The organism is Nonomuraea sp. NPDC005983, from assembly GCF_040614375.1.
Classification (GTDB): Bacteria; Actinomycetota; Actinomycetes; order Streptosporangiales; family Streptosporangiaceae; genus Nonomuraea.
The window spans coordinates 101,919-126,248 of sequence record NZ_JBEXUP010000007.1 but is presented as its reverse complement, the minus strand read 5'-3'; the positions used below and the strand labels follow the sequence as shown (position 1 = coordinate 126,248).

Here is a 24,330-nt window from a genome sequence, read left to right as displayed (position 1 = left end):
AACCCCCAAATTGTTATTTTACCCAAAACACACCCACCGGGGGCTGGGCCCCCCCGAGGTCCGGCTCTCCACTCCCGCGCCCTGAGCCAACAGCTATTCAGTCACGTCGTGACCTGCCCAGAATACTGGGGCAGTGCACTTATTCCAGAGGTGCGGTATTCCTAAGGATCAGACCCCGTCGGTCCAGTACTTCTGGAGCCGCGCGATGGCCTCCTCCTTGCTCATCCCCGCCACGGCCGTCTCGTCAAGACCCACCCTGGAGATCAACATGAACACGAGGTCTGCGGGCAGGGCCTCCGATGGCAACTCGGGGGCTCCGCGATCGGGTCTCACCTCGTTCTGAACGCACGCCCAGAAGGTCACCTCGTCCACCTGAAGTTGATCGCGGAGAATGTGACTCCAAATACCCGGGCCATAGGTGCTTCGGTCGACCGGATGAGAGATCCGGGTTCTCAGAATCCTGCCATCGGGAAGATCCAGCTCGTAGGTGACATGGTGCGTCCCTGTTCCTCCCCGGGCGTTCCGCACCAGACGCCAGCCCTCGATCCGACAGAACCGGTCGTGATGCTCACGGGCAGGCTGGGGCCAGCTCACCGGCCCTTCCCTACCAGCCATTCGCGCAGTTGCTCGTCATCACTGAGGCTGATCAACTGCACAAGCCCCCAGTTCTCGCGGTGGTTTGGCGCGTCGAGCAGACGGCCCTGCCAATCCTCCGCGTACTCACGGAGGCCCTCGATCATCTCCGCAATGGCTTGATCAAAGGTCGCACCGTCCGCGGCGACAGGTAGCCCCGGAATGAAAACCGACCAGCCACCAGCTTCAGGAAGCACCTGTGCTCGAGAAGGAGTGACCACCGCGAGGTAGTGCCGGAGTCTTTCAACATCCACGAAGGCGGTCACGGCTGACTCACGACGCACCGTTGCCACGCGACCTCTCTCGGCCGCATCCAAAAGCGCCTTGAGATGTGCACGAGCTTCTGTATAGCTGTCGAAGTGAACAGCGGTCATGACGAACCTCCCAGCGAGACGCACCTCTACGGTGCCACGTCACCTTAGGTACGTCAAGTACGTCGCGTACTGATCATTCAACCGCGCGGCCGACCGTACAGTTGCATCAAGCGCAACAACTGGCACCAGATTTGTGAACGGGGCGTCAGCATGTCACCGACACCCCGTTGCCGACCAGGCATTTCACATCTAGCTGGAGCCCAAAACTAGCTGCAGCCGCTCGTCGAGCCGCAGCCCTCGCAGACGTAGCAGCTCCCCGCGGGACGCATCTTGGTGCCGCACGTCATGCAGAGCGGCGCGTCGGCCGTGAAGCGCTGGTGGCTCTCAAGCGTCACCTCCTTGACCGGCTCCGGCTTGGGCCTCTCCTCGATCGGCGCCGACTGGGCGAGCGCCTCGCGGTCGACCGTCTCCGCGAGCGCGGCCGGGTCCTCGCCGCGCTGCTGGGCGGCGCGTTCGGCGGCCGAGAAGATGCCCAGGGCCGCCCGCTCGTCGTACGGCAGGTGGTCGAGGGCCAGGCGACGGAAGATGTAGTCCATCACCGAGGTGGCCATCCGGATGTCCGGGTCGTCGGTCATCCCGGCGGGCTCGAAGCGCATGTTGACGAACTTGCTCATGTACGTCTCGAGCGGCACGCCGTACTGGAGGCCGATCGAGATCGCCACCGAGAAGGCGTCCATGACGCCCGCCAGGGTCGAGCCCTGCTTGGACATCTTGAGGAAGACCTCGCCCAGACCGTCGTCGGGGTAGGACGACGCGGTCATGTACCCCTTCGCGCCGCCGACCGTGAACCGGGTGGTCATGCTCGGACGCTGGTTGGGCATCCGGCGCCTGGTGGGCCGGTTGACCTCGATAACCTTGACCTCGGGCACGCTCTCGGTCTTGGCCTCGGTCTTGGCTTCGTCCTTCTTGCCCGCGGCCGACAGCGGCTGGCCGACCTTGCAGTTGTCGCGGTAGACGGCCAGCGCCTTGAGGCCGAGCTTCCAGCCCTCCAGGTAGACCTGCTCGATGTCGTCGATCGTGGCCGACTCGGGCAGGTTCACCGTCTTGGAGATCGCGCCCGACAGGAACGGCTGCGTGGCGGCCATCATCCGGACGTGGCCCATCGGCGCGATCGCCCGCTCGCCCATCGCACAGTCGAACACCTCGTAGTGCTCGTGCTTGAGGCCGGGGGCGTCGACGACGTGGCCGTGCTCGGCGATGTACTCGACGATCGCCTCGTTCTGCTCCTGCTGGTAGCCGAGCTGCTTGAGCGCCCGCGGGATCGTCTGGTTGACGATCTGCATGGACCCGCCGCCCACCAGCTTCTTGAACTTGACCAGCGCGAGGTCGGGCTCGATGCCGGTGGTGTCGCAGTCCATCATCAGGCCGATGGTGCCGGTCGGGGCCAGCAGCGACGCCTGGGCGTTACGGTAGCCGTTCTTCTCGCCGATCCTGAGGCACTCGGACCACTGGCGGGACGCCTCGGCGTGGATCTTCCCGTCCATGGAGCCGATCGTGCGCAGGTCGTCGTTGGCGGCGGCGTGCTTGCGCATGACCCGCTTGTGCGGCTCGGCGTTGCGCGCATAGCCGTCGTACGCCCCGACGACCCCGGCCAGCTCGGCGCTGCGCCGGTAGGAGACGCCGGTCATCAGGCTGGTGATCGCGCCCGCGACCGCACGGCCGCCGTCGGAGTCGTAGGCGTGGCCGGTGGCCATGAGCAGCGCGCCCAGGTTGGCGTAGCCGATGCCGAGCTGCCGGTAGGCGCGGGTGGTCTCGCCGATCTTCTCGGTCGGGAAGTCGGCGAACGTGATCGAGATGTCCATCGCGGTGATGATCAGCTCGGTCAGCTTGACGAAGTTCTGCACGTCGAAGGAGTTGTCGTCCTTCAGGAACTTCAGCAGGTTGATGCTGGCCAGGTTGCACGAGGAGTTGTCGAGGTGCACGTACTCCGAGCACGGGTTCGACGCCGTGATGCGGCCGGTCTCGGGCGTGGTGTGCCAGTCGTTGATCGTGTCGTCGTACTGCAGGCCGGGGTCGGCGCACTCCCAGGCGGCCTTGGCCATCTTGCGGAACAGGCCGCGGGCGTCGACCGTCTCGATCACCTCGCCCGTCAGGCGGGCACGCAGGCCGAAGTCGCCGCCCTTCTCGACCGCGCGCATGAACTCGTCGGACACGCGCACCGAGTTGTTGGCGTTCTGGTACTGCACCGAGACGATGTCCTTGCCGCCCAGGTCCATGTCGAACCCGGCGTCGCGGAGCGCGCGGATCTTGTCCTCCTCGCGCGCCTTCGTCTCGATGAACTCCTCGATGTCGGGGTGGTCGACGTCCAGCACGACCATCTTGGCCGCCCGGCGGGTCGCGCCGCCGGACTTGATGGTGCCCGCGCTCGCGTCGGCGCCGCGCATGAAGCTCACCGGGCCGCTCGCCGTGCCGCCACTGGAGAGCAGCTCCTTGGACGAGCGGATCCGCGACAGGTTCACGCCCGAACCCGAGCCGCCCTTGAAGATCACGCCCTCTTCCTTGTACCACTCCAGGATCGACTCCATCTGGTCGTCCACGGAGAGGATGAAACAGGCGCTGACCTGCTGCGGGCTCTGCGTGCCCACGTTGAACCAGACGGGCGAGTTGAACGCGAAGACCTGGTGGACCAGGGCGTGCTTCAGCTCGTGGTCGAAGATCTCGGCGTCCTCGTCGCTGGCGAAGTAGCCGTTCTCGACGCCCGTCCTGGTGTAGACGCTCACCACCCGGTCGACGAGCTGCTTCAGGCTCCACTCGCGCTGCGGCGTGCCGACCGCGCCACGGAAGTACTTGGTCGTCACGATGTTGGCCGCGTTGACCGACCAGGACTCGGGGAACTCGACGCCCCGCTGCTCGAAGTTGATCGAGCCGTCGCGCCAGTTGGTCATGACGACGTCGCGGCGCTCCCACGTGATGTCGTCGTACGGATGCACGCCGGGCTGGGTGAAGATCCGCTTCATCTTCAGACCCTTGCGCGGACGCTTACCTCCGCGCGCGACTGAACCGCTGGCCGTCTCCGTCATGACTCCCCCTTCTCCGCCTTCAACTGTTCGATCTCGGCCTCGAAGTCCGCCAGGCTCTCGAAACCGCGATATACCGATGCGAACCGCAGGTAGGCCACCTCGTCCAACTCCCGCAGCGGGCCCAGAATCGCCAGGCCCACCTCGTTCGAGGGAATCTCGGCCGCGCCCTTGGCTCTGATGGCCTCTTCGACCTGCTGCCCCAGCTGGGCCAGCGAATCCTCACTCACCGGCCTGCCCTGGCAGGCCCGTCGCACGCCGGCGACGACCTTGTCACGCGAGAACGGCTCCGTCACGCCGCTACGCTTGCTCACCATCAGGAGCACGGTCTCCTGGGTGGTGAACCTGCGCCCGCACTCGGGACAGGTGCGGCGGCGCCGGATGGCCGCGCCGTCGTCCGTCGAGCGGCTGTCGATGACCCTCGTGTCAGGATGGCGACAGAACGGACAGTGCACGCTTTCGCCTCCCGGACCCGCGGCCACCACAGGCGTCAAGAGCCCTTTTCCGTACGCTCACGCGCGCCCCATGGAGAACCATGGTGCGGTCACGGAAACACAAGGTGTGGTGAACTACATCGGTGTAACTACTAGATGTTGTGGTCCAACCGTAGAAGCGCGCGACCATGAACGCAAGTTGGCGGACCCCCTCCCGCCGAAGTCGCTGATCAGCGTGTCCTCCCCGGTGTGTCGCCGACAACAACCGCCGCGACGGCGATGTTCCTGCACACACAGGTCACTTCGGTTGTGTGCGAACACGCAGGTGAACCGCGATCACAGCAGCATCGACCGGCACATGCGCGACACCGCGCATCCACTCTTTCCAAGGGTTCACCCGCCGGGCCCGTCGATCCGGATTCCCCGTTGACGGCGGGAGTCGGTAGGTTCAGCGCCCATGGACGGGATAGCAGCAACCGTCGCCGCGGCAGCGGGGATGTTCGCCGGCACCAACGTGGACGACCTCGTCGTGCTCACCGTGCTGTTCCTGTCGGCGCGCACGACCGGGGCCCCGAGGGCGTGGCAGATCTGGGCGGGCCAGTACGCGGGGGTGGCGGCGCTCGTGGCCCTGTCGGTGGTCGCGGCCCTGGGCCTGACCATCCTCCCGGACGACTGGGTCGGCCTCCTGGGGCTGGTCCCGCTCGCGCTCGGGGTGCGCGGCCTGGTCTCGGCCGTCCGCGGCGGCGGAGGGTCCGCGCCCGCCGTCGCGTCCGGCCTGGTCGCGGTGACGGGGGTCACGGTCGCCAACGGCGCGGACAACGTCTCCGTCTACACGCCGGTGTTCCGGACGATCGGCACCGGCCCCACGGTCGTGACCGTCCTCGTGTTCGCCATCGGGGTGGCCGTGTGGTGCGTGGCGGGGGCGTGGCTCGGCTCGCACAAGCGGGTCATCGAGATCGTCGAACGGTACGGGCAGTGGCTCGTGCCCGGGGTGTTCATGGCGATCGGCGCGCTCATCGTCCTCGAGTCAGGCGTCATCGCAAGGCTCTTCTGACTCCCCCGCCCGCACCCCGACGGGGCCGCGCGACACCCGAACCTCTCCCCTGACTTCGCCGAGCGTGTCGGCGCCCCCTACCGCGCCACTGGCAGCACCGACTCGCCCCTGGTCACGGGTGCTGCTGAGGCGAGGCCGGCCGCCCGGGTGCCCAGCCAGAACCCGCCGAGAGACAGCAGCGCCACCCCGACCACCAGCACGATCCGCCCGCGCCGCGTCAGCCGCAGCGGCGGCCTGCGCGCTCTCGTCGGCGGTACGCCGTCCTGCCTGGGGGCGCGGACGATCCGGCCCGCGTCCACTCGCCGTCCACCCGCCGGACGTCTGTCAGCACTCCCCCGCCGTGCCGCGTCCGGCGAGCCCATCTGCCGCCCCGTGCTCGTCCGCCGCTTGGGGCTCCCCTGCGATCGCGCCTTCGCACGCTTCCTGGCGCTCCCCTGGGCCACGCCTGGCTGCCGTCCGGGGGCCACCTCGCGTGGCACACCGGGTCGGTCTGCGGACGAAACCGCCTCCCCATGGGTTCGTCCGCCCTCGCCGCCGGCGCGCCCCTGGTCGAGCGGGCGCGGGGCCGCTCGACGCCCTCCCGGATACCCCCGGGGGACTCTCGGCGCGCCCGGCGCGCCGTCGGCATGGCGTCGCCCTCGACGCTGGGCGTCGGCGTCGGACTCCGTGCCGGACTCCGTGTCGGACTCCGCGCGCGGCGGCGGCACCAGCCACAGCCTCGGCCCTCCCTGAGCCGCCGGCCCGCGACGCGGCCCGGACGGACCCCCAGAACCCGCCCCGGGGCGACCCACGGACCGACCCGAGGAACCCGCCACGGACCGACCCGAGGAACCCGCCACGGACCGACCCGAGGAGCCAACCGCGGAGCGACCCGAGGAGCCAACCGCGGAGCGACCTGCGGATCCCGCAACGGGACGGTGCCCGGCGCCCGGCCTCCCGGGCCGCCCCGGGGAACCGGAGGCAACCCCCGGGCCGCGACCCGTGCCGGGATCTTCGTATCCGCGACCGCGTTCGAAACCGGCCGAAGCCGGTTTTCTGTCGGAATTGCCGTTTGGATAGTGCTCAGAGTGGTTGTCGTGTGTATTGTCCGTGCCATCGCCGCCGCCCCCGATCGCGTCCGCGATGAGGGTCAGCCGCCTGGCATCGTCGCTGGTGGTGTCTGTGGTCGTGGTCGCTCGCATGATTGACCTCCCGCCCATCGTGGCCTGACGAAAAGGCCCAACAAAGATCGGCAAATCGAACACGGTGTCGATCGAACTCCCGTACGATGTTGTACACCACGCTGGCAACAATTTCGAGGAAGACTCGAACAATTGTTTGAAGATGATCTTCAACAGCGATACGGTCGCTGTGTGCGACACGAAGACCACGGACCGGGAGGCTGGCCGGTGAGGCCGCCCGCCGGGCGAGGAGGAAGAGCATGAGCGAGCGGGAGGACGCGAACGGGGTTACCGACCTCGCGGTGCGTCGGCGCGACTCTCTGGGCTTGACGCCCAGGCAGCGCAAGATCCTCGAGGTGATCCGAGACTCGGTGCAGCAGCGCGGCTATCCGCCCTCCATGCGGGAGATCGGCGAGGCGGTCCAGCTGACGAGCACGTCCAGCGTGTCGCACCAGTTGACGGCGTTGCAGCGCAAGGGGTATCTGCGGCGCGACCCTCACCGGCCGCGCGCGCTTGAGGTGCGCCTGCCCGGCGAGCCCGCCCTCTGGGTCGACCCCGACGCCTCCACCGACGAGCCCACGGTGAGCAGGCCGACGGCCGCCTACGTCCCGCTCGTCGGCCGGATCGCCGCAGGTGGGCCGATCCTGGCCGAGGAGAGCGTCGAGGACGTCTTCGCGCTGCCCAAGCAGCTCGTCGGCGAGGGCACGCTGTTCCTCCTGCAGGTCGCCGGCGACTCGATGATCGACGCCGCGATCGCCGACGGCGACTGGGTCGTGGTCCGCCAGCAGCCGGTGGCCGAGAGCGGCGACATCGTGGCGGCCATGATCGAGGGCGAGGCCACGGTCAAGACCTTCAAGCGCAAGGACGGCCACGTCTGGCTCGTCCCGCACAACGCCAACTACGACCCGATCCCCGGCGACGAGGCCAGCGTCCTGGGCAAGGTCGTGGCCGTCCTGCGTCGCCTCTAGCTTCCGCGCGGCGCGGCTCCGCCTCCGGCGGGCTCCCGCGCCTGCGGCTCTCCGCTCAGCGACTGGTTCTTCGTTCTGCGGCACGGCGTCCACGCCGTGCCGCAGCGCACAGCACTCCCCCGCCGCAGCGCTAGGGGTTCAGGGGCTGGTACCCCATGTGGTGCAACAGGGCCCACAGCCGGCGCGCGATCTGCGCTGCGGTCAAGTCCTCCTCGCCGTGGAGAAGGACGAACCCGATCGCGCTGGAGAAGACGTCCTGTACGGCGCTCGGGTCGGTGTCCTTCGGGAACTGGCCGGCGTCGACGGCCTGCCGGGCCAGGTGCGCCACGGCGTCCAGCCGGGGCTGGAGGTACCGCTCGGTGTAGGCGATCACCAGTTTCGGGTAGTCCACCGAGGCGCCGATCACCCGCGCCATCAGCGCGCGGAACCGGGGTTGGCTCAGCAGTTCGGCGGTGAACTCGACCAGTTCCTCGATCGTCCGCCCGGCGGCGGGCGTGTCCAGGTCGGCGTGGCGGGCGTGCTCCAGCGCGCCCATCAGGAGATCCTCTTTGGACTGCCAGCGCCGGTAGACGGTCAGCTTCGCCACGCCGGCGCGCCGGGCGACCGCCTCGATGCTGGTACCCGCCGCCCCGCGCTCTATCAGCAGGTCCAGCGCGGCGTCCAGGATCGAGGCGTCGTTACTGGGGTCGCGTGGGCGGCCGCGGTCTACGCCGGCCACAGCACCTGGTTCAGCCATGCCGCCAGTCTGTCCGGTGCCGGACGTCCGCGCCAACCGATGTGCCCGTCGGGGCGGATCAGCAGCACGTCGCGCACGCCCGTCTCCACCGGCACGAGCGGGATCACCAGGTCGGCGCCCAGCTGTGTGGCGGCGGCAGCGGCGTGCCTGGCGGCGTCGCGTTCGTCGCCGGCGAGCACCACCCAGCAGCCCGATATCGCCGCGTGCAGCATGACCTCACCACCGTCGGAACGCCGGCACCTGATGTCCGGCATCCGGTCACCCGGACGCGGCCCCTGGGTCCACCGGTGCGAAGCGGGCGCCAGCGGTCCGCCCCGGTAGCTGATGCCCAGCTGCGACGCGGCCAGCCACAGCCGTCGTTGCACGGCCGGCAGCCGGAAGATCGGCAGGACCACCTTGTCGCGTACCAGTCGTTTCCACTCGCTGTCGGGCGACATGACGTCGACCGCGGTGCTGGTCGCCCTCAGCACGTTGCGGGCCAGCGGACGCCGCTCCCCCTCGTAGGTGTCGAGGAGCCGCTGGTCGGCGCTGCCGCGGGCCACCAGCACCAGCTTCCAGCCGAGGTTCTCCGAGTCGCCGAGCCCGGTGTTCTGCCCCTGCCCGCCGCTGGGGCTCTGAATGTGGGCCGCGTCGCCGGCCAGCAGGATCCGGCCGCGACGGTAGGAGTCGGCGAGCCGGCGGTGGATCCGGAACTCCGAGGCCCAGCGGACCTCGGCGACCGTGTCGAGGCTGACGCCGCTGCGGCGGGCGAACTCGTCCAGCACCCGGTCGGCGATCTCGCTTTCGGACAGCTGGTCCGGCAGGTCTGCCGGTGGTTCGGTGAACACCCGCCACGTGTCGTCAGGCAGGGCGGTCACCGACAGCATGTGCCCGGCGTCCATCCAGGTGGTGCTGCCGTTCCTGTCGAACGGCCACGGGGCCCGCACGTCGATCATCAGCAGGCGTTCGAAGAGTTTGCGGCCGGGGAAGCCGATCCCGGCGAGCTTGCGCACCGTGCTGTGCGCGCCGTCGCAGCCGATCAGCCAGTCGGTCTCGACCTGCTGCTCGGCGTCGTCGCCGGTGCGGACGGTGACGGTGACGCCCCTGTCGTCCTGCTGGGCCCCGACGATCCGGGTATGCCACTCGACTTCGCCGCCGAGCTCGCGGAGCCGTTGCCGCAGGGCGCCTTCGACCTCGGCCTGCGAGATCAGCAGCGTCTGTTTCGGCTGGTCCATCACGGCTTGGCCGACCTGGGACTGCAGCACGGTGCGCGATCCCTCGTTGTAGGACATGGTGAGCGAGGACTGCGACCGTTGCGGCAGGTCGCCGAGCGCGCCGACTCGTTCCAGCACCTCGGCGCCGCGTGGTTGCAGGCCGAGAGCGCGGGAGGTGGTGGCGGGGCCGGGGGCGGCATCCACGACCCGGACGGGGATGTCGTGCAGGGCCAGGTGAACGGCGAGGGCCAGGCCGGTAGGGCCGGCGCCCGCGATGAGTACGGTGTCCGTCATTTAATAAACGGTACCGTACCGATTACTAATTCGCGAGAGCGGGCGCCGCCGGGCGCTGCCACACAGGGCCACCCGCACAGCGGGAGCAGGAGAGCCGACGAGACGAGGGGCCAGGCCCTCGATGTCTGGGGAAGGGGTCCCTAAAATGCTCGGGTGAGCGACGCATTCGTGGGCAAAACCCTCAAGTCAACGCATGACGGGCTCAAGTGGGCGAAGGCCGGACCGGACGTCATCCCCGCCTGGATCGCCGACATGGACCTCCCCACAGCCCCGGCCGTGATCGAAGCCCTGCGCCGGCGGGCCGAAGGCGACCTCGGATATCCCGTCTGGCTCGAGAGCCCGCAGCCGGGGCCGCTCGCGGAGGCGTTCGCGGAGCGGATGGCCACCCGCTACGGCTGGGACGCCGACCCCTCACTGGTCCGCGCCTACAGCGACATCAACCAGGCGCTTCAGGTGCTCCTCCACGTGTGCACCAGGCCCGGCGACGGGGTGGCGCTGCACACCCCGGCCTACCACCCGTTCCTCGGCACGCTGGCGGAGATGGACCGCCCGCTGCGCCCCATCCCGCTCCGGCCCGACGGCGACTCCTGGCGCTTCGACCCGCCGGACCTGGCGGGATGCCGGGTGCTGCTGCTGGTCAACCCGCACAACCCGACCGGCCGCGTCTTCACCAGGGACGAGCTGACCGAACTGGCCGACCACGTCGAGCGCCACGACCTGCTGGTCATCGCCGACGAGATCCACGCCGACCTCGCCTACGCCCCGCACGAGCACATCCCGTTCGCCACGATCCTGCCCGAGCGGACGGTGACGCTGACCTCCGCCACCAAGGCGTTCAATCTGGGCGGCATCAGGTGCTCGGTGGCCCACATCGGCTCGCCGGACGTCAGGAAGGCGCTCGGCGCGCAGCCGTCCTTCGTCTACGGGTCGGCGCACGTGTTCGGCGTGGACGCGACGGTCGCGGCGTGGCGGCACGGGGATTCCTGGCTGGACGAGACCCGCGCCCTGCTCGACCGCAACCGCCGTACGATCGCGGAGCGCCTTCCCGAGGGGGTCGGGTACCGGCTGCCGCAGGCCACCTACCTGGCCTGGCTCGACTACGGACGTCCGGGGGCGGCCGAGCGGCTGGAGCGCGAGGCCAAAGTGATGCTGAGCGACGGCGCCGGGTTCGGCCCCGGCGGCGAGAACTTCGCCCGGCTGAACTTCGCCACCACCGAACCCGTCCTGACCGAGATCCTCAACCGGCTCGCGCGCCCGCTGGGCTAGTATTCCGACGCACGTAATGGATCACGTACACGGAGCAGTCTTGAGCCAAGACGAAGCAGCACGTATCCACAATCTGCCGGCGATCAGAGCATTGGGCGACGCTCTCGTCGACGACATCGACGGCACCTCCCCGGTGTCGCACCTGGAGGAGGCCAGCGGCTTCCCCGCGAACATGCGCATGGGAACGTGGGCCCTGGGGGTGCTCGGATGGCCCCTGGCCAACGAACACGACAAGATCGTCGGCTACGCCGAGAACAAGGTCAACAGCACGATCGAAGGCCTGCGCGCTCATCGGGACCGGCTGCACACGGTCGCCGACAACGTCCAGACCGCGGATCAGAGAAACGAGGACCATGTCCGGCGGATTTAAGATACCCATCCCCGGCGGAACCCCGGACCCGTTCCAACCTGGGGACGAGGGCGGCAACCTCAGGCTGATGCAGTACGCCACCCTCGCCACGTACGCGTTGGCCACCGTGGTCTTTCCCGTGTACGAGCGGGTGCTGGTCGGATACGGGCTGTCGGTGCCGGCCGACCCACCGGTGGTTCACAGGGCCGCGGACGGCTGGAGCGCCTTCGGAAACGGCGTCTACGCCGCGGGCAGGACAACGCAGGAGCAGCATGGCAGCGTGTCCTCGGCCAACTGGCAGGGGCCGGAACGGCAGCTTTACGGGCAGAACGTCGCCGACTACGCCCTTGCGTCGGACACCGCGTCCGACTCCGCCCACAGCCTCTCGTCGATCCTCCGATGGCTGGCCAACCTCTGGACGGCGTACATCTACCTCCATGCGGGCCTCGCGACCCTGGCGATGACCACCATGCTCAAGGCCCTGTTCGTCGGGCCGGGGAGGGTGTACGCCACGTTGGAGGCACACTCGCAGGCGATCACCGCCGAGGCGAGGGTCATCCAGCTGCGGAACTTCGTGCTCCAGCACGTGCTGGAGCTGGCACTGAAGTACGGGGCCGCCTGGATGGCCGAGCACAGCCTCACGGACGGCCTCAAGCCGCAGTACGCGGCAGGGCGTCCCAAGGCCGACACCGCCGAGGTCTGACCCGCTCCACCGGCGGGCGGGGCGCCCCGCCCGCCGGGGCACCTCAGTAGCCGAGCTTCTTACGCATGCGATCCAGCTCTCCCATCGCGTCGCCCATCATCCGATCGAAGGCCTGCTGCGCCTCGGCCACCTTCGCCCGGGCGATGTCCGGATCGCCCATGGCGGGGTCCAGTCCTCCGAACGAGCCCGTCATGATCGTGGACAGCTGCCGTTGGAGGTCGGCGTCGGCGTCGCGGATGGCAGCGAGGATCGCCTCGGACATCTCGTCGACGCTCATCCGCTTCGCCCTGGGATCGATGGCGAGCCGGCTCACGCCGCCCTGCGCGGTGCACTCGACGGCGATGTGACCGTCGGCGGCCGTGGCCCGGCCGACAGCGGCCTCGACCTCTTTCTGCGTCGCCGCGAAGTCGGCCACGCGTTTTTCGGAATCCCGCAGGAACGCCTCGACGTCGATGTTCGCGAAATTTCCGAGCGGGTTATCCACGTGTTTCCTCCATGTCGTACACGTTTCTCACGGAACGTGATAGCACAAGTCGAATTCCGGCAGTACCCGAACAGTCAGGCGGCAGCTCATGGTGTCGCGGCGATCATCGGCACCGAGCACGTCGGAGGCGATGCCGCGGTCACGGCAGCCCCTCGAACGGGACCCGGATGGATGAACACCACCCGAATCCCGTTACGGCTCCGTTACGCCTCGAGAGGGGGCAGGTCGGGAGGCGTGGCCGCGGGCCGTTCCTCCAGTGCCGCGAGCGCGAGCTCGACCGCCTTCTCCAGTTGCGGGTCGCGCCCGGCCACCCGGTCCTGCGGCGTGGTGACGACCTCGACGTCCGGGTCGACGCCGTGGTTCTCGACGCCCCAGCCCGGCCCCTCCAGCCAGAAGGAGTACCTCGGCTGGGTGACCACGGTGCCGTCCACCAGGGAGTAGCGGGAGTCGATGCCGATCACGCCGCCCCACGTGCGGGTGCCGACCAGCGGGCCGAGGCCGCGGTTCTTGATGCCCGCGCTGACGATGTCGCCGTCGGACCCGGCGTACTCGTCCGTGACGGCCACGATGGGGCCGCGCGGCGAGTCCTCCGGGTAGCGCATCGGCTCGTAGCCGCGCGCCCACGCCCAGCCGGTGACCCGCCGTGACAGCTTCTCCAGCACCAGCTCGGACGTGTGCCCGCCGCCGTTCTCCCGGACGTCCACGACCAGCCCCTCGTAGGCCATCTCGGTGCGCAGGTCACGGTGGAACTGCGCCCAGCCGGAGGCGACCATGTCGGGCACGTGCAGGTACCCGAGCCTGCCCCCGGACGCCTCGCGGACGTAGGCCCTGCGGCCCTCCACCCAGTCGTGGTAGCGCAGCTGCGTCTCGTCGTCGATCGGGGTGACGACGACGCGGCGCGGGTCGCCGCCGGACGCGGGACGCACGGTCAGCTCGACCGGCTGCCCCGCCGTCCCGGACAGCAGGGGGAACGGCCCGCGGACGGGATCGACGGGACGTCCGCCCACGGCGACGATCGCGTCCCCCGCCCGCACGGCGACACCGGGCGCGAGCAGCGGCGAGCGCGCCTCGTCGTCGGACGACTCGCCCGGCAGGACGCGTTCGACGCGCCACACCCCGTCGGCGTCGCGGGCCAGGTCGGCGCCGAGCAGGCCCTGGCGGCGGCGAGGGTCCACGGCCGTGCCGTTGGCGCGGGCGTAGGCGTGGGAGGTGCCGAGCTCGGCCTGGACCTCCCAGAGCAGGTCGATCAGCTCCGAGTAGGAGCCGAGGCGCTCGACCAGCGGCGCGTACCTGTCGAGGACGGCCTGCCAGTCGACGCCGTTCATGTCGGCGCGCCAGAAGTGGTCGCGCATCAGCCGTCCGGCCTCGCGGTAGCCCTGCCGCCATTCGGCTACCGGGTCGAGCTGCGCCGAGATCCGGTCCAGCTCGATGCTGACGACCTCGTCGCCCTCCACGGCAGCGCGGGTCTGCAGGCCGTTCTTGCCGTTGGTGACGAGCCTGGTGCCGTCGCCGCTCACCTCGAACGCCCGCACGTCCTGGCCCAGCTCGGCCTTGGCGCGCTTCTTGAGGTCGTAGCGCTCCAGCACGGTCTCGCCGGACGTGCCGCCGTCGGGCTGACTGGACTGCGGGACGCGCAGCCAGAGCAGGGCGTCCTTGGCGGTGCGCAGGCTGCGGTACCGGCCGGCGGGGACGGGGACGGGGACCACGCGGGAGGCGAGCCCTTCGGCGTCCACCTCGGTGCGCGGCGGCGCGTCGTCCTTCTTCTCCTCGGACGCGGGCTTGTCGTCCTCGCCGTTGAAGCCGCGTCCCTGCAGGCTGGGGGCGAACGGGGAGGGGGTGGTGGCCTGCAGCGGGACGATGTACGGCCGGCAGGCGGCGGGGAAGGACAGGTCGAACACGTGCGCGTCGTAGACCGGCTCGAAGGTCCTGACGGACAGGAAGGCCAGGTGCTTGCCGTCCCTGGTGAAGGCGGGGTTGAAGTCGGCGAAGCGCAGCGGGGTCACGTCGATCACCGTGGTCCCGTCGAGGCGTCCGAGCTTGATCTGGGAGAGCGGCTCGTGGTGGGGGTGGACCCAGGCCAGCCAGGCGGAGTCGGGGGAGAAGGTGAGCCCGCTGATGTCGCCCTGGGACGTGCGGTCCAGTTCCCGGATATTTCCGGATTCGAGGTCTATGGCCAGCAAACGCCCGTCGTGCGTGGCCACGGCCGCGTGCTTGCCGTCGGGCGCGGCGGCCAGGTCGAGCACCCGGCCCAGCTCCCCGGTGGCCAGCGTGCGGATCTCGCCTCCCGGTGTGCCGATCTCGAGGCCGTCCTCGCCTCCGGCGTCCGACACCCAGAGGGTCCGCCCGTCGGCGCCGAGCGTGCGCGGCAGCCGGACCCGCACGCCGGACTCGGCCCGCAGCATGCCGGCCGGGCCGTCGCGGTGGGTGACCCAGTGCGCGGTGCCGCGGATCTCGACCGCGCTCGCCCGGCCGGTCGCGTCCGGGGAGAACCCGCCGACGCGGATGGGGGCGGGCCGCCTGGCGCGGGCCGGTCGCGGCCCGCCGAGCCTGATGTCCAGCCGGGTCGGCTCGGCGTCCAGGCTCTCCAGCAGCCAGAGGTCACCGGCGTGGCTGTAGATCAGCCGCTGCCCGTCGGTCGAGGCGTGCCGGGTGTAGAACTCGTCGTGGGAGGTGTGCCTGCGCAGGTCGGAGCCGTCGGGCAGGGACGAGTAGACGTTGCCGGTGCCGTCGGGGTCGGCCAGGAAGGCGATCCTGTCCCCCACCCACGTCACCGACCAGTACTGCGCGTCGCTGTCGGCGAACAGCCGGGTGAACTCGCCGTCGCCCTCGGCGTCGACCCAGATCTTGCCCGCCGTGCCGCCCCGGTAGCGCTTCCACTGTGACGGCTCGCGCCACATCGGCGAGACGGTCGCCACCTTGGCGCCGCTCACGGCGACGTCGCTCACCCACCCGTACGGCAGCCGGGACGCGGCCCCGCCGTCGAGCGGGACGGCGTACGCCCAGGTCCGCGCCCGCCCGCCCTCACCGGCGGCGGTGACGGCGAAGACGTCCCCGTCGGCGCTCCACCCGCGGGCCCCGGTCATCGCGTTGCCCCAGTGGGTCAGCCGCTCGCCCTCCGGCCCGTCGACCTCGGCGGCGAAGACCTCGGGCGCCCCCTCGCGGGTGCTGGTCCACGCGATGCGGGTGCCGTCGGGCGAGAACCGGGGGTTGGAGACAGGCGTCCGGTCTGCGGTGAAGCGCCAGGCCCTGCCGCCCGCCAGCGGCGCCAGCCAGACGTCATCGTCGGCGACGAAGGTGACCAGGTCACCGTGAAGATGCGGATATCTGAGGTATGCGCCATTTGTCACAGCTGCACACTAATGCGCGGCACCTCGAACGGCCGAGACCCAGACCGCCCCCCGCAGGTGACAGCGCCACGCCGCGCACCCGGCAAGCTCGCAGAACCCGGACAACCCGAGGACACGGCCTGCGCTACAAGCGAACAGCCGTCCGCTCCAAGGATGGGTCAAGACCGGATGCGCCCAAGGATGCCAACCCGACAAATGGGAAGATGACCGACATTCGGTACGAGGAGTGAGGGATCATGAGAATTCTCGCCCGCCTGCACCAGCTCCCGCCGCGCGTGGCAGCCGGAGCGTTCATCCTGAACTCCGGGCTGACCAAGGCCGACGCCGACCTGCAGACCGCGAAGACCGTGCACGGCATGGCGTCCGGCAGCTACCCGTTCCTGGGCGAGAAGGACCCGGAGGCGTTCACCAGGCTCGTGTCGAGGGCGGAGACCGCCATCGGCCTGGCCCTGCTGCTGCCGGTCGTGCCGTCTCTGGTGGCCGGAGCGGCGCTCACCGCCTTCGCCGGAGGGCTGCTCGGCCTCTACCTGAGCACGCCCGGTCTGCGCGAGGAAGGCAGCCTGCGCCCGTCACAGCAGGGCACCCCCATCGCCAAGGACGTTTGGCTGCTGGGCATCGGGCTCGGCCTGGTGGTCGAGGAGCTGGCCGACCTCCGGCCCCGCCGTTGATCTCCTGACACAGGTAACGACGACTCCAGGGAGGCGCACTCCATGGCAGAGTTCGGCTACACCTTGATGTGCGAACAGACCCCGGCGATGCGCGAACGGACCCCGGTGCGGGAGCTCGTGGACCACGCCGCCCTCGCCGAACGGGCGGGCTTCGACTACGCGATCATCTCCGACCACTTCTCTCCATGGCTTGCGGAGACGGGCCACTCCCCCTGCGCCTGGTCGGTGCTGGGCGCCGCGGCGCAGGCGACCAGGCGGCTGCCGCTGGTGACGTACGTGACCTGCCCGCTGATGCGCTACCACCCGGCCGTGGTCGCACAGAAGGCCGCCACGATGGGCGTGCTGAGCAAGGGACGGTTCACCCTCGGCCTGGGAGCGGGTGAGAACCTGGACGAGCACGTGATCGGCGAGGGCTGGCCGCCCGTCGACACCCGGCACCGGATGCTGCGCGAGGCCGTCCAGATCATCAGGGAGCTGTTCGACGGCGACTACGTCACCTTCCAGGGCGAGTTCTACGACATCGACTCGGCCAAGCTCCACGACCTGCCGGACCAGCGGGTGCCGATCGGGATCGCGGCCTCAGGGGGCAGGTCGGCGGAGATCGCGGCCGAGTTCGGCGACATCCTGATGATCAACGACCCGATGCCGGAGGTCGTCGAGCGGTTCCAGACCGCAGGCGGCGCGGGCAGGCCGGTCTACGGCCAGCTCGCCATCGCCTACGACGCCGACGCCGAGGCCGTCGTCGAGGCGGCGCAGAAGTACACCGACGCGGGCTACACGCACCTCGCGCTGGTGCGGATCGGCGCCGACCAGCAGCAGCCGTTCTTCGCCTGGGCGGAGAGCGAACTGCTGCCGGCGTTGCGCCGCCTGTGAACCGCGGAGGTCACGGGACGATGTTGACCAGCTTCGGCGCCCGGACGATCACTTTCCGCGGCGTGCCCGACAGGTGCGCCTGGACCTTCTCCGAGGCCAGCGCCAGCTCTCTCAGCTCGTCCTCGGAGATCGAGGGCGGCACCTCCAGCCGGTCGCGGACCTTGCCCGCCACCTGCACGACGCAGGTGACCGACTCCTGCACCAGCAGCGCCGGGTCGGCGGACGGCCAGCCCGCGAACGCGACGGTGCCGGTGTGGCCCAGCCGCTCCCAGCCCTCCTCGGCCGTGTAGGGCGCGACCAGCGACAGCATCACGGCCAGCGCTTCTGCCGCCTCGCGGACCGCAGGGTCGCCCGCGCCGGGGCCGGAGTCGATCGCCTTGCGGGCGGCCGACGTCAGCTCCATCATGCGGGCCACCGCCACGTTGAAGCGGTGGGAGTCGACCAGCTTGGTGACCTCGTCGATGGTGCGGTGGGTGAACCTGCGCAGCTCCTGGTCGCCGTCGTCGAACGGGATGCCGGGGACGCTCGTCACCTCGTCCATCACCCGGAAGGCGCGGGCCAGGAACTTCTGCGACGCGGCGGGAGAGACGTCGGCCCAGTCGATGTCGTCCTCGGGCGGCGAGGCGAAGATCATGGTCAGGCGGACGGCGTCGACGCCGAACTCGTCGATCTGCCGGCCCAGGTCCACGCCGTTGCCCAGGGACTTCGACATGGCCTTGCCCTGATTGATCACCTGGCCCTGGTTCAGCATGCGCATGAACGGCTCGGTGAAGTCCAGCATGCCCATGTCGTACAGGACCTTGGTGAAGAAGCGCGAGTAGAGCAGGTGCAGCACGGCGTGCTCGATGCCGCCCACGTACTGGTCGATCGGGCCCCACTTGCGCACCTGCTCGGGGTCGAACGGGCCGTCGGTGTAGCCGGGCGAGGTGTAGCGCAGGTAGTACCAGGACGAGTCGACGAAGGTGTCCATGGTGTCGGTGTCGCGCTTTGCGGGGCCGCCGCACTTGGGGCACTCGACGTTGACCCACTCGGTGGCGCTGGCCAGCGGCGAGACACCCTTCGGAGCCAGCGCCTCGCCGCGCAGGTCGGGCAGCGTGACCGGCAGCTGCTCGTCGGGGACGGGCACCTCGCCGCAGTCGGAGCAGTGGATGATCGGGATCGGCGTGCCCCAGAAGCGCTGACGGGACAGCAGCCAGTCGCGCAGCCGGAAGTTGACCGCGCCGGTGCCCTTGCCCTGGATCTCCAGGACCTCGATGATCTTGGCGATGGCCTCGGTCTTGGACAGGCCGTCGAGCGGGCCGGAGTTGACCAGGGAGCCCTCGCCGGGGGTCGCCTCACCGGTCTCGCCCGGGTCGGCCAGGCCGGTGTGCACGACGACCTTCACCGGCAGGTTGAACGCGCGGGCGAAGTCGAGGTCGCGCTGGTCGTGCGCGGGCACGGCCATGATGGCGCCGTGGCCGTAGTCGGACAGCACGTAGTCGGCCGCCCAGACCGGGATGCGCTCGCCGTTGACCGGGTTGATCGCGTAACGGCCCAGGAAGACGCCGGTCTTGTCCTTCTCGGTGGACAGCCGCTCGATGTCGCTCAGCTTGGCCACCTCGGCGCGGTAGGCCTCGAAGGCCGCCCGGTGCTCGTCGGTGACGATCTCGTCAGCCAGCGCCGCGTCAACGGCGACCACGAAGAACGTGGCGCCGAACAGCGTGTCGGGGCGGGTGGTGTAGACGTGGACCGGCTCGTCGCGGCCCTCGATCTGGAACAGCACGTCGGCGCCCTCGGAGCGGCCGATCCAGTTGCGCTGCATGGTCAGCAGGCGCTCCGGCCAGGCGGCCTCCAGCTGGGCCATGTCGTCCAGCAGCCGCTGCGCGTAGTCAGTGATCTTGAAGTACCACTGCGTCAGCTCGCGGCGGACGACGTCGGCGCCGCAGCGCTCGCACTTGCCGCCCACGACCTGCTCGTTGGCCAGTACGGTCTGGTCGTTGGGGCACCAGTTGACCAGGCCGCCCTTGCGGTAGGCCAGGCCGCGCTCGAAGAAGCGGATGAACAGCCACTGGTTCCAGCGGTAGTACTCGGGGTCGCTGGTGTGCAGGCGGCGCGACCAGTCGAAGGAGACGCCGTAGCGCTTGAAGGAGTTGGCCTGGGTGTCGATGTTGGCGTACGTCCACTCGGCCGGGTGCGCGTTCCGCTTGATGGCCGCGTTCTCGGCGGGCAGGCCGAAAGAGTCCCAGCCGATCGGGTGCAGGACGTTGTAGCCCTTCTGGAACCAGTAGCGCGCGACGACGTCGCCGATGGCGAACACCTCGCCGTGGCCCATGTGCAGGTCACCGGAGGGGTAGGGGAACATGTCGAGCATGTACCGCCGCTCTCGCGGGTCGGCGGCGTCCTCGCTCGCCCGGAACGGGTCCAGTTCCTCCCAACGCGCCTGCCACTTGGCCTGCAGCGCCTGCGGGTCGTACTCACTCACGGCTGTCGTCCTTCTGGGCTTGACTGGGACATAAGAAAACCCCTCGTGCGACAACGAGGGGCAGCCGCGACGGCGAGATCTCAGGGCCGTCGCGGCCCGCTAAGAAGCAGGGTCGCGGAACGCATAGGTCAAGCCTAGCGCACATCTTAAAGTGAACGCCTGTAGTCGACCGACTCCGGAGGGCACAATAGGTGCTTCGGGTCACGCGAGACCCGATGGTGATCTATCCGTTGTGACCTCTAATGTCCCTTTAGATTACTCTCAACGCCGTGGTGTACCCAGGAGTGCCAGAAGGACCGGAGCCGGGCCTGCCGATGCAGGATCCGCCGACCGATCCACACGGCTTCCCGCGTTTCCCTGCGGAACCGGCCGCATCTCCTGGAAAATCCCATGAGACCATGCGTGACAGATCCAATTCGGACATAGCCTCGGGAGGCCCGGCAGCAATGGCAACGGAGAAGTCCGGAGGTCCACACCTGCCACCGTCCTGGCCCGAGGTGCCGCAGCGGGAGGTCCCGCCGACCTGGCCGGAGGACCCGCGGCCGGCCGAGCCGCCGCGACAGGACGTGCCCACCTCCTGGCCGCAAGCCGCGCAGCCGTCCTGGCCGGAAGCCGCGCAGCCCTCCTGGCCGGAACCGCCGCGACAGGAGCCCACGTGGCCCGACCCGCAGCGCACGACCTCCCCCGACGGCTGGCCCGACCCGCAGCGCACGACCTCTCCTGACGCCTGGCCGGAGCCGCAGAACACGACCTCCCCGGACGCGTGGTCCAACCTCTCCTCCCCCGCGCCGTGGCCCCAGGCGACCCAGCCGGGCGGCCCGTTCGATCGTCCGGCCTCGCACAACCAGGCCACCCCCGCGGACGCTTACGCCAAGAGCGAAACGCCGCTCGACGACCGCCCCCGCCCCCGCCCCACGCAGGACCAGCAGGTCTACCCCGCTCCTCCGCAGGACCAGCAGGTCTTCCCTGCCCCTCCGCAGGACCAGCAGGTCTACCCGGGCCCTCCGCAGGGCCAGCAGGTCTTCCCCGGCACGCCCCTCGACGACCGGGCCGTCCCGTCGGGTGGCACGCCGCCTTCGATGGACGACCACGCCAGGCCGGGCGCCAACCTCAGCCGCGACCCCTCCGACCCGGACCGCCCGTTCGTCACGGCCGGGCAGATCAGCGGCTCCCGCACCCCGCCGCCAGAGCGCCAGCAGGAGCTCTGGGACACCGTCTTCGGCGACAACTACCAGGCCATGGGCGAGCAGGACTCCCTCGACGAGCCCGGCAGGCCGATCTGGATGTACGCCCTGGCGGGCTCGGTGGCGATCGCCCTCGTGGGCGCCCTCGCGTGGGCCTTCCTCGCCGGCCCCCTGGCGAGTGACGAGCCGGCCGCGAACCAGCCTCCGGCCAAGGCCAGCACGTCGGCGCCCCCCTCACCCACCAAGCCCTCGACCTCGATCGGCCGCCTGCCCCGCTACCCGGGCAAGGCGGCCCCGGTCACGGGCGCCCTCCAGGACGCCGCGGCCAAAATCAGCGTCCCCCGGCTCGGCGGCACCTGGCAGCTCGACCAGCGGGCCACGGTCAAGACCACGTACGGCTACGACACCCGCCAGTTCGCCAAGGTCGGCGAGAACTCCTACGCCGAGCTGATGACCGGCCCCCTGCCGTCCAAGCTGGCGTCCTCCTTCACCTCGGAGGACGATCTGGAGCCGGTCATCAGGCAGGTCGTGCTGTCGGCGCGCAAGCGCTTCTTCCCCGAGGACAACAAGGTCCGGAAGATCGCCCAGCAGCCGCTCAAGGTGGGCGAGTCCACCGGACGCCTGGTCGCCTACTCGCTGACCTCGGGCACGCAGAACGCCACCATCGTGACGGCCGCCATCAACTCCGGCGGCGACGTCCCCGCGATCGTGTACATGTCCGTGCCCGCCGACGGCAAGCAGTACCTGCCCGACATCAACACCGTGGTCAGGCAGCTCAAGGTCGCCGGCCAGCCCTGACCGTCAGAACGAGCACTCCATGTGCTTGATCCCGTTGATGAAGCTGGACTGCAGGCGGTCGGGCCTGCCGGCCTCGATGGCCGGGACGCGGCGCAGGAGCTCGCGGAACATCACCGTGATCTCCCTGCGCGCCAGGTGCGCGCCCAGGCAGAAGTGGGGGCCGGGGCCGCCGAAGCCGACGTGCGGGTTGGGGCTGCGGGTGATGTCGAACCGGTACGGCTCGTCGAAGACGCTCGCATCGCGGTTGGCCGCCCAGTAGAACAGCACCACCTTGTCGCCCTTGCGGTAGAGGTGGCCGTTCATCTCGTGGTCGCGGGTGGCCTTGCGGCGCATGAAGTTGACGGGCGAGGCGAGCCTGACGATCTCCTCCACGGCGCCGGGGGCGCGGCCCTCGAAGTCCTCCAGCCACAGGCCGCGCTGGTCGGGGTTCTTGGTGAGCAGGCGCAGACCGTACGAGATCGCGTTGCGGGTGGTCTCGTTGCCCGCCACGACCAGGAGGATGAAGAACGAGCCCAACTCCTGCATCGTGAGCCGCTCGCCGTCGAGGTTGGCGTTGACGAGGGAGGAGATCAGGTCGCCGGTGGGGTTGTCGGCCCGGTGCGAGGCGAGGTCCTGCACGAGTTGCTGGAGCTCCATGGCTGCGCGGAGCAGGCGCTCGGGGAGCTCGTCCAGGTCGGGGCCGGCGTACTCGGGGTCGAATCCGCCGAGGATCAGGTTCGTGTGGCCGAGGACGAACTGGTACTCGCTCTCGGGGATGCCCATCATGTCGCAGATGATCTTGAGGGGCAGGCGGGAGGCCACCTCGGTGACGAAGTCGCACCCCGGGCCCTTGGCCAGCAGGTCGTCCACGATGCGCGCGGCGGCGGCCTCCACGTCCGTCTCGAACTGCCTGATCATCTTGGGCGTGAAGGCGCGCGAGACGATCCGGCGGAGCCTGGCGTGGCGTGGGTCGTCCATGTTGATCATGGACCCGAAGTACTCGGCGAACTCCGGCTGCATGTCGGGGATGTTCGTCGCGCCGCCGTCGCCCGAGCAGAACACCTCCGGGGTCCGGCTGGCCTCCAGGATGTCGGCGTGCTTGACCAGGGCGTAGTAGCCGGGCCCCTTGGGCGCGTAGGAGATCTCCATCTCCTCGAAGAAGGCCGGCGTCTTGCGAGCTCGCAGCCGGTCGAACGCCTGCTCCCGCTCGGACATCGGCTTGGCCCAGAACTCGCGTTCCGACAGATCGAAGTCAACGACGCTCATTCAGCCATCATGTTGAGCGGCGGTCGCCCGCGTCAACGGTTGCACGTACAGCGTACGTACGCGCGGGAAGCTGGTCGCGGACGTGCCGAAGGGCTTCCTGGCCGAGCGCGTGGTCGAAGTGACCCTGCCGGGCAGACACCCGCTGCTCGCGGTGCTCAAGAGGCGGGGCCGAGCCAGTCGAGGACGAGCCGGTTGACCTCGTCCGGACGTTCGAGGTGCAGGAAGTGCCCGGCCCCGGGCACCTGCTCCGCGCGCGAGCCCTCCGGCAGGTGGCCGAGGACGTCCTTGACCAGGTCGGGGCCGAGGCAGCCGTCCCGCCCTCCGTGCAGGTACAGGATCGGCCCGGTGGTGGGCTCGGGGTCCGGGTACCGGCCCGAGGGCGGGGTGGTGCCGAGCATGGCCCGGTAGTAGCCGATCGCGGCGGCCAGGTTGCCGGGCTGGCCGAGGCTCTGGTGGACGAACTCCAGGTCCCGCCGGGCGTCGTAGCCCGGCGACCAGTCGCGCCAGAGGCTTTCCAGGAAGCCGGGGCTCGCGGCGGCGCTCTCGGCCAGCGCGGTCTGGAAGAGGAAGATGTAGAAGGAGCGCTTGAGCTGCTCGTACTCGAAGAACCCGGTGCCCAGCGCGCCCGTCGGCGGCGCTGCCATGGCCACGGACCTGCGGAACCTCCCGCCCAGGCCGTACACGGGGAAGGCGCCCCAGTCGTGTCCGACGACCACCGCGCGCTCGTCGCCGCCGAGCTCCTCGTGCAGGGCTCGGACGTCGGCGGCCAGCGCGGCGCCCTCGTAGGCTCCGTCGGCCGGGATCTCGCTGGGCGCGTAGCCGCGCATGAACGGCGCCACCGCGCGGTAGCCGCGCTCGGCCAGGGCGGGCATGAGGTGGCGCCAGGTGTGAGCGGTGTCGGGGAAGCCATGCAGGCACAGCGCCAGCGGCCCTTCCCCTTGGGCCAGATACGCGAACTCCACCCCGTTGGCGTGGACTGTCCTGATCTCCATGACTGCGAAACCTAGCCGCTCCGCAGGCGGAGCACCACTGTCAGCCGACCTCGGGCCGGTCCGGCCCAAGCTGGAAGAACAGCCCGAGTCTGGCGCC

Annotated in this window: 20 protein-coding genes; 8 read left to right on the top strand and 12 right to left on the bottom strand. The window is 69.9% G+C overall.

Annotation, left to right across the window (positions count from 1 at the left end):
- Nucleotides 1-168: 168 nt before the first annotated feature.
- The 4 genes from ABZ297_RS06185 to nrdR form a co-directional block, all read right to left on the bottom strand.
- Nucleotides 169-372, bottom strand: a complete 204-nt coding sequence (locus tag ABZ297_RS06185) for a hypothetical protein (RefSeq protein WP_355340191.1) — start codon at nucleotides 370-372, stop codon at nucleotides 169-171.
- A 218-nt stretch (nucleotides 373-590) separates the two neighbouring features.
- Nucleotides 591-1,007, bottom strand: coding sequence for a prevent-host-death protein (locus ABZ297_RS06180; RefSeq protein ID WP_343947584.1), 417 nt, complete (start codon nucleotides 1,005-1,007; stop codon nucleotides 591-593).
- Nucleotides 1,008-1,213: 206 nt separating this feature from the next.
- Nucleotides 1,214-4,027 carry a vitamin B12-dependent ribonucleotide reductase gene (locus tag ABZ297_RS06175; protein WP_355340188.1) on the bottom strand — a complete coding sequence of 938 codons (2,814 nt, stop codon included), beginning with the start codon at nucleotides 4,025-4,027 and terminating at the stop codon, nucleotides 1,214-1,216.
- Nucleotides 4,024-4,479, bottom strand: a complete 456-nt coding sequence (gene nrdR / locus ABZ297_RS06170; protein WP_355340185.1) for a transcriptional regulator NrdR — start codon at nucleotides 4,477-4,479, stop codon at nucleotides 4,024-4,026. Before nrdR ends, ABZ297_RS06175 begins: the two co-directional genes overlap by 4 nt.
- Nucleotides 4,480-4,915: 436 nt before the next feature.
- Here nrdR and ABZ297_RS06165 point away from each other — a divergent pair, with 436 nt between their 5' ends.
- On the top strand, nucleotides 4,916-5,512 hold the full coding sequence (locus ABZ297_RS06165) for a cadmium resistance transporter (RefSeq protein WP_355340182.1): 597 nt from the start codon (nucleotides 4,916-4,918) through the stop codon (nucleotides 5,510-5,512).
- 77 nt (nucleotides 5,513-5,589) lie between these two features.
- Here the strand turns inward: ABZ297_RS06165 and ABZ297_RS06160 are convergent, their stop codons facing one another.
- Nucleotides 5,590-5,811 carry a hypothetical protein gene (locus ABZ297_RS06160; protein WP_355340179.1) on the bottom strand — a complete coding sequence of 74 codons (222 nt, stop codon included), beginning with the start codon at nucleotides 5,809-5,811 and terminating at the stop codon, nucleotides 5,590-5,592.
- Nucleotides 5,812-6,932: 1,121 nt separating this feature from the next.
- Between ABZ297_RS06160 and lexA the strand changes: the two genes are divergently transcribed.
- A complete protein-coding gene (gene lexA, locus ABZ297_RS06155; protein WP_355340176.1) occupies nucleotides 6,933-7,640 on the top strand; it encodes a transcriptional repressor LexA in 708 nt (235 codons plus the stop codon).
- Between the two features lie 130 nt (nucleotides 7,641-7,770).
- On the opposite strand, the gene ABZ297_RS06150 is transcribed toward lexA, so the two are convergent.
- Both ABZ297_RS06150 and ABZ297_RS06145 read right to left on the bottom strand, forming a co-directional pair.
- Nucleotides 7,771-8,376, bottom strand: coding sequence for a TetR/AcrR family transcriptional regulator (locus ABZ297_RS06150; protein WP_355340174.1), 606 nt, complete (start codon nucleotides 8,374-8,376; stop codon nucleotides 7,771-7,773).
- Entirely contained in the window at nucleotides 8,346-9,863 is a 1,518-nt protein-coding gene (locus ABZ297_RS06145) for an FAD-dependent monooxygenase (protein WP_355340171.1), read from the bottom strand. Before ABZ297_RS06145 ends, ABZ297_RS06150 begins: the two co-directional genes overlap by 31 nt.
- Before the next feature lie 153 nt (nucleotides 9,864-10,016).
- Between ABZ297_RS06145 and ABZ297_RS06140 the strand changes: the two genes are divergently transcribed.
- From ABZ297_RS06140 to ABZ297_RS06130, 3 genes are all read left to right on the top strand, one after another.
- Nucleotides 10,017-11,129 carry an aminotransferase class I/II-fold pyridoxal phosphate-dependent enzyme gene (locus ABZ297_RS06140; protein ID WP_355340168.1) on the top strand — a complete coding sequence of 371 codons (1,113 nt, stop codon included), beginning with the start codon at nucleotides 10,017-10,019 and terminating at the stop codon, nucleotides 11,127-11,129.
- 40 nt (nucleotides 11,130-11,169) lie between these two features.
- The gene (locus tag ABZ297_RS06135) at nucleotides 11,170-11,499 is read left to right on the top strand and encodes a hypothetical protein (RefSeq protein WP_355340165.1); all 330 of its coding nucleotides are present in this window, start codon (nucleotides 11,170-11,172) and stop codon (nucleotides 11,497-11,499) included.
- A gap of 67 nt (nucleotides 11,500-11,566) precedes the next feature.
- Entirely contained in the window at nucleotides 11,567-12,181 is a 615-nt protein-coding gene (locus tag ABZ297_RS06130; RefSeq protein ID WP_355340162.1) for a hypothetical protein, read from the top strand.
- 43 nt (nucleotides 12,182-12,224) lie between these two features.
- Here the strand turns inward: ABZ297_RS06130 and ABZ297_RS06125 are convergent, their stop codons facing one another.
- Together ABZ297_RS06125 and ABZ297_RS06120 are read right to left on the bottom strand one after the other, a co-directional pair.
- On the bottom strand, nucleotides 12,225-12,665 hold the full coding sequence (locus ABZ297_RS06125) for a YbaB/EbfC family nucleoid-associated protein (protein ID WP_355340159.1): 441 nt from the start codon (nucleotides 12,663-12,665) through the stop codon (nucleotides 12,225-12,227).
- A 203-nt stretch (nucleotides 12,666-12,868) separates the two neighbouring features.
- Nucleotides 12,869-16,012 (bottom strand): PDZ domain-containing protein, encoded by a 3,144-nt coding sequence (locus ABZ297_RS06120; protein WP_355340157.1) that lies wholly within the window; start codon nucleotides 16,010-16,012, stop codon nucleotides 12,869-12,871.
- A gap of 236 nt (nucleotides 16,013-16,248) precedes the next feature.
- Here ABZ297_RS06120 and ABZ297_RS06115 point away from each other — a divergent pair, with 236 nt between their 5' ends.
- A complete protein-coding gene (locus ABZ297_RS06115; protein WP_355340155.1) occupies nucleotides 16,249-16,680 on the top strand; it encodes a hypothetical protein in 432 nt (143 codons plus the stop codon).
- A gap of 42 nt (nucleotides 16,681-16,722) precedes the next feature.
- A complete protein-coding gene (locus ABZ297_RS06110) occupies nucleotides 16,723-17,553 on the top strand; it encodes a TIGR03557 family F420-dependent LLM class oxidoreductase (protein WP_355340152.1) in 831 nt (276 codons plus the stop codon).
- 10 nt (nucleotides 17,554-17,563) lie between these two features.
- Here ABZ297_RS06110 and leuS read toward each other — a convergent pair whose 3' ends face one another.
- Nucleotides 17,564-20,014 (bottom strand): leucine--tRNA ligase, encoded by a 2,451-nt coding sequence (gene leuS / locus ABZ297_RS06105; protein ID WP_355340149.1) that lies wholly within the window; start codon nucleotides 20,012-20,014, stop codon nucleotides 17,564-17,566.
- Nucleotides 20,015-20,460: 446 nt separating this feature from the next.
- On the opposite strand from leuS, the gene ABZ297_RS06100 reads away from it, so the two are divergent.
- Nucleotides 20,461-21,996 (top strand): hypothetical protein, encoded by a 1,536-nt coding sequence (locus ABZ297_RS06100; protein WP_355340146.1) that lies wholly within the window; start codon nucleotides 20,461-20,463, stop codon nucleotides 21,994-21,996.
- A 3-nt stretch (nucleotides 21,997-21,999) separates the two neighbouring features.
- Here the strand turns inward: ABZ297_RS06100 and ABZ297_RS06095 are convergent, their stop codons facing one another.
- Complete coding sequence (locus tag ABZ297_RS06095; RefSeq protein WP_355340143.1) at nucleotides 22,000-23,241, bottom strand: cytochrome P450; 1,242 nt, start codon at nucleotides 23,239-23,241, stop codon at nucleotides 22,000-22,002.
- A gap of 155 nt (nucleotides 23,242-23,396) precedes the next feature.
- Complete coding sequence (locus ABZ297_RS06090; protein WP_355340141.1) at nucleotides 23,397-24,233, bottom strand: alpha/beta hydrolase; 837 nt, start codon at nucleotides 24,231-24,233, stop codon at nucleotides 23,397-23,399.
- Between the last annotated feature and the right edge of the window lie 97 nt (nucleotides 24,234-24,330).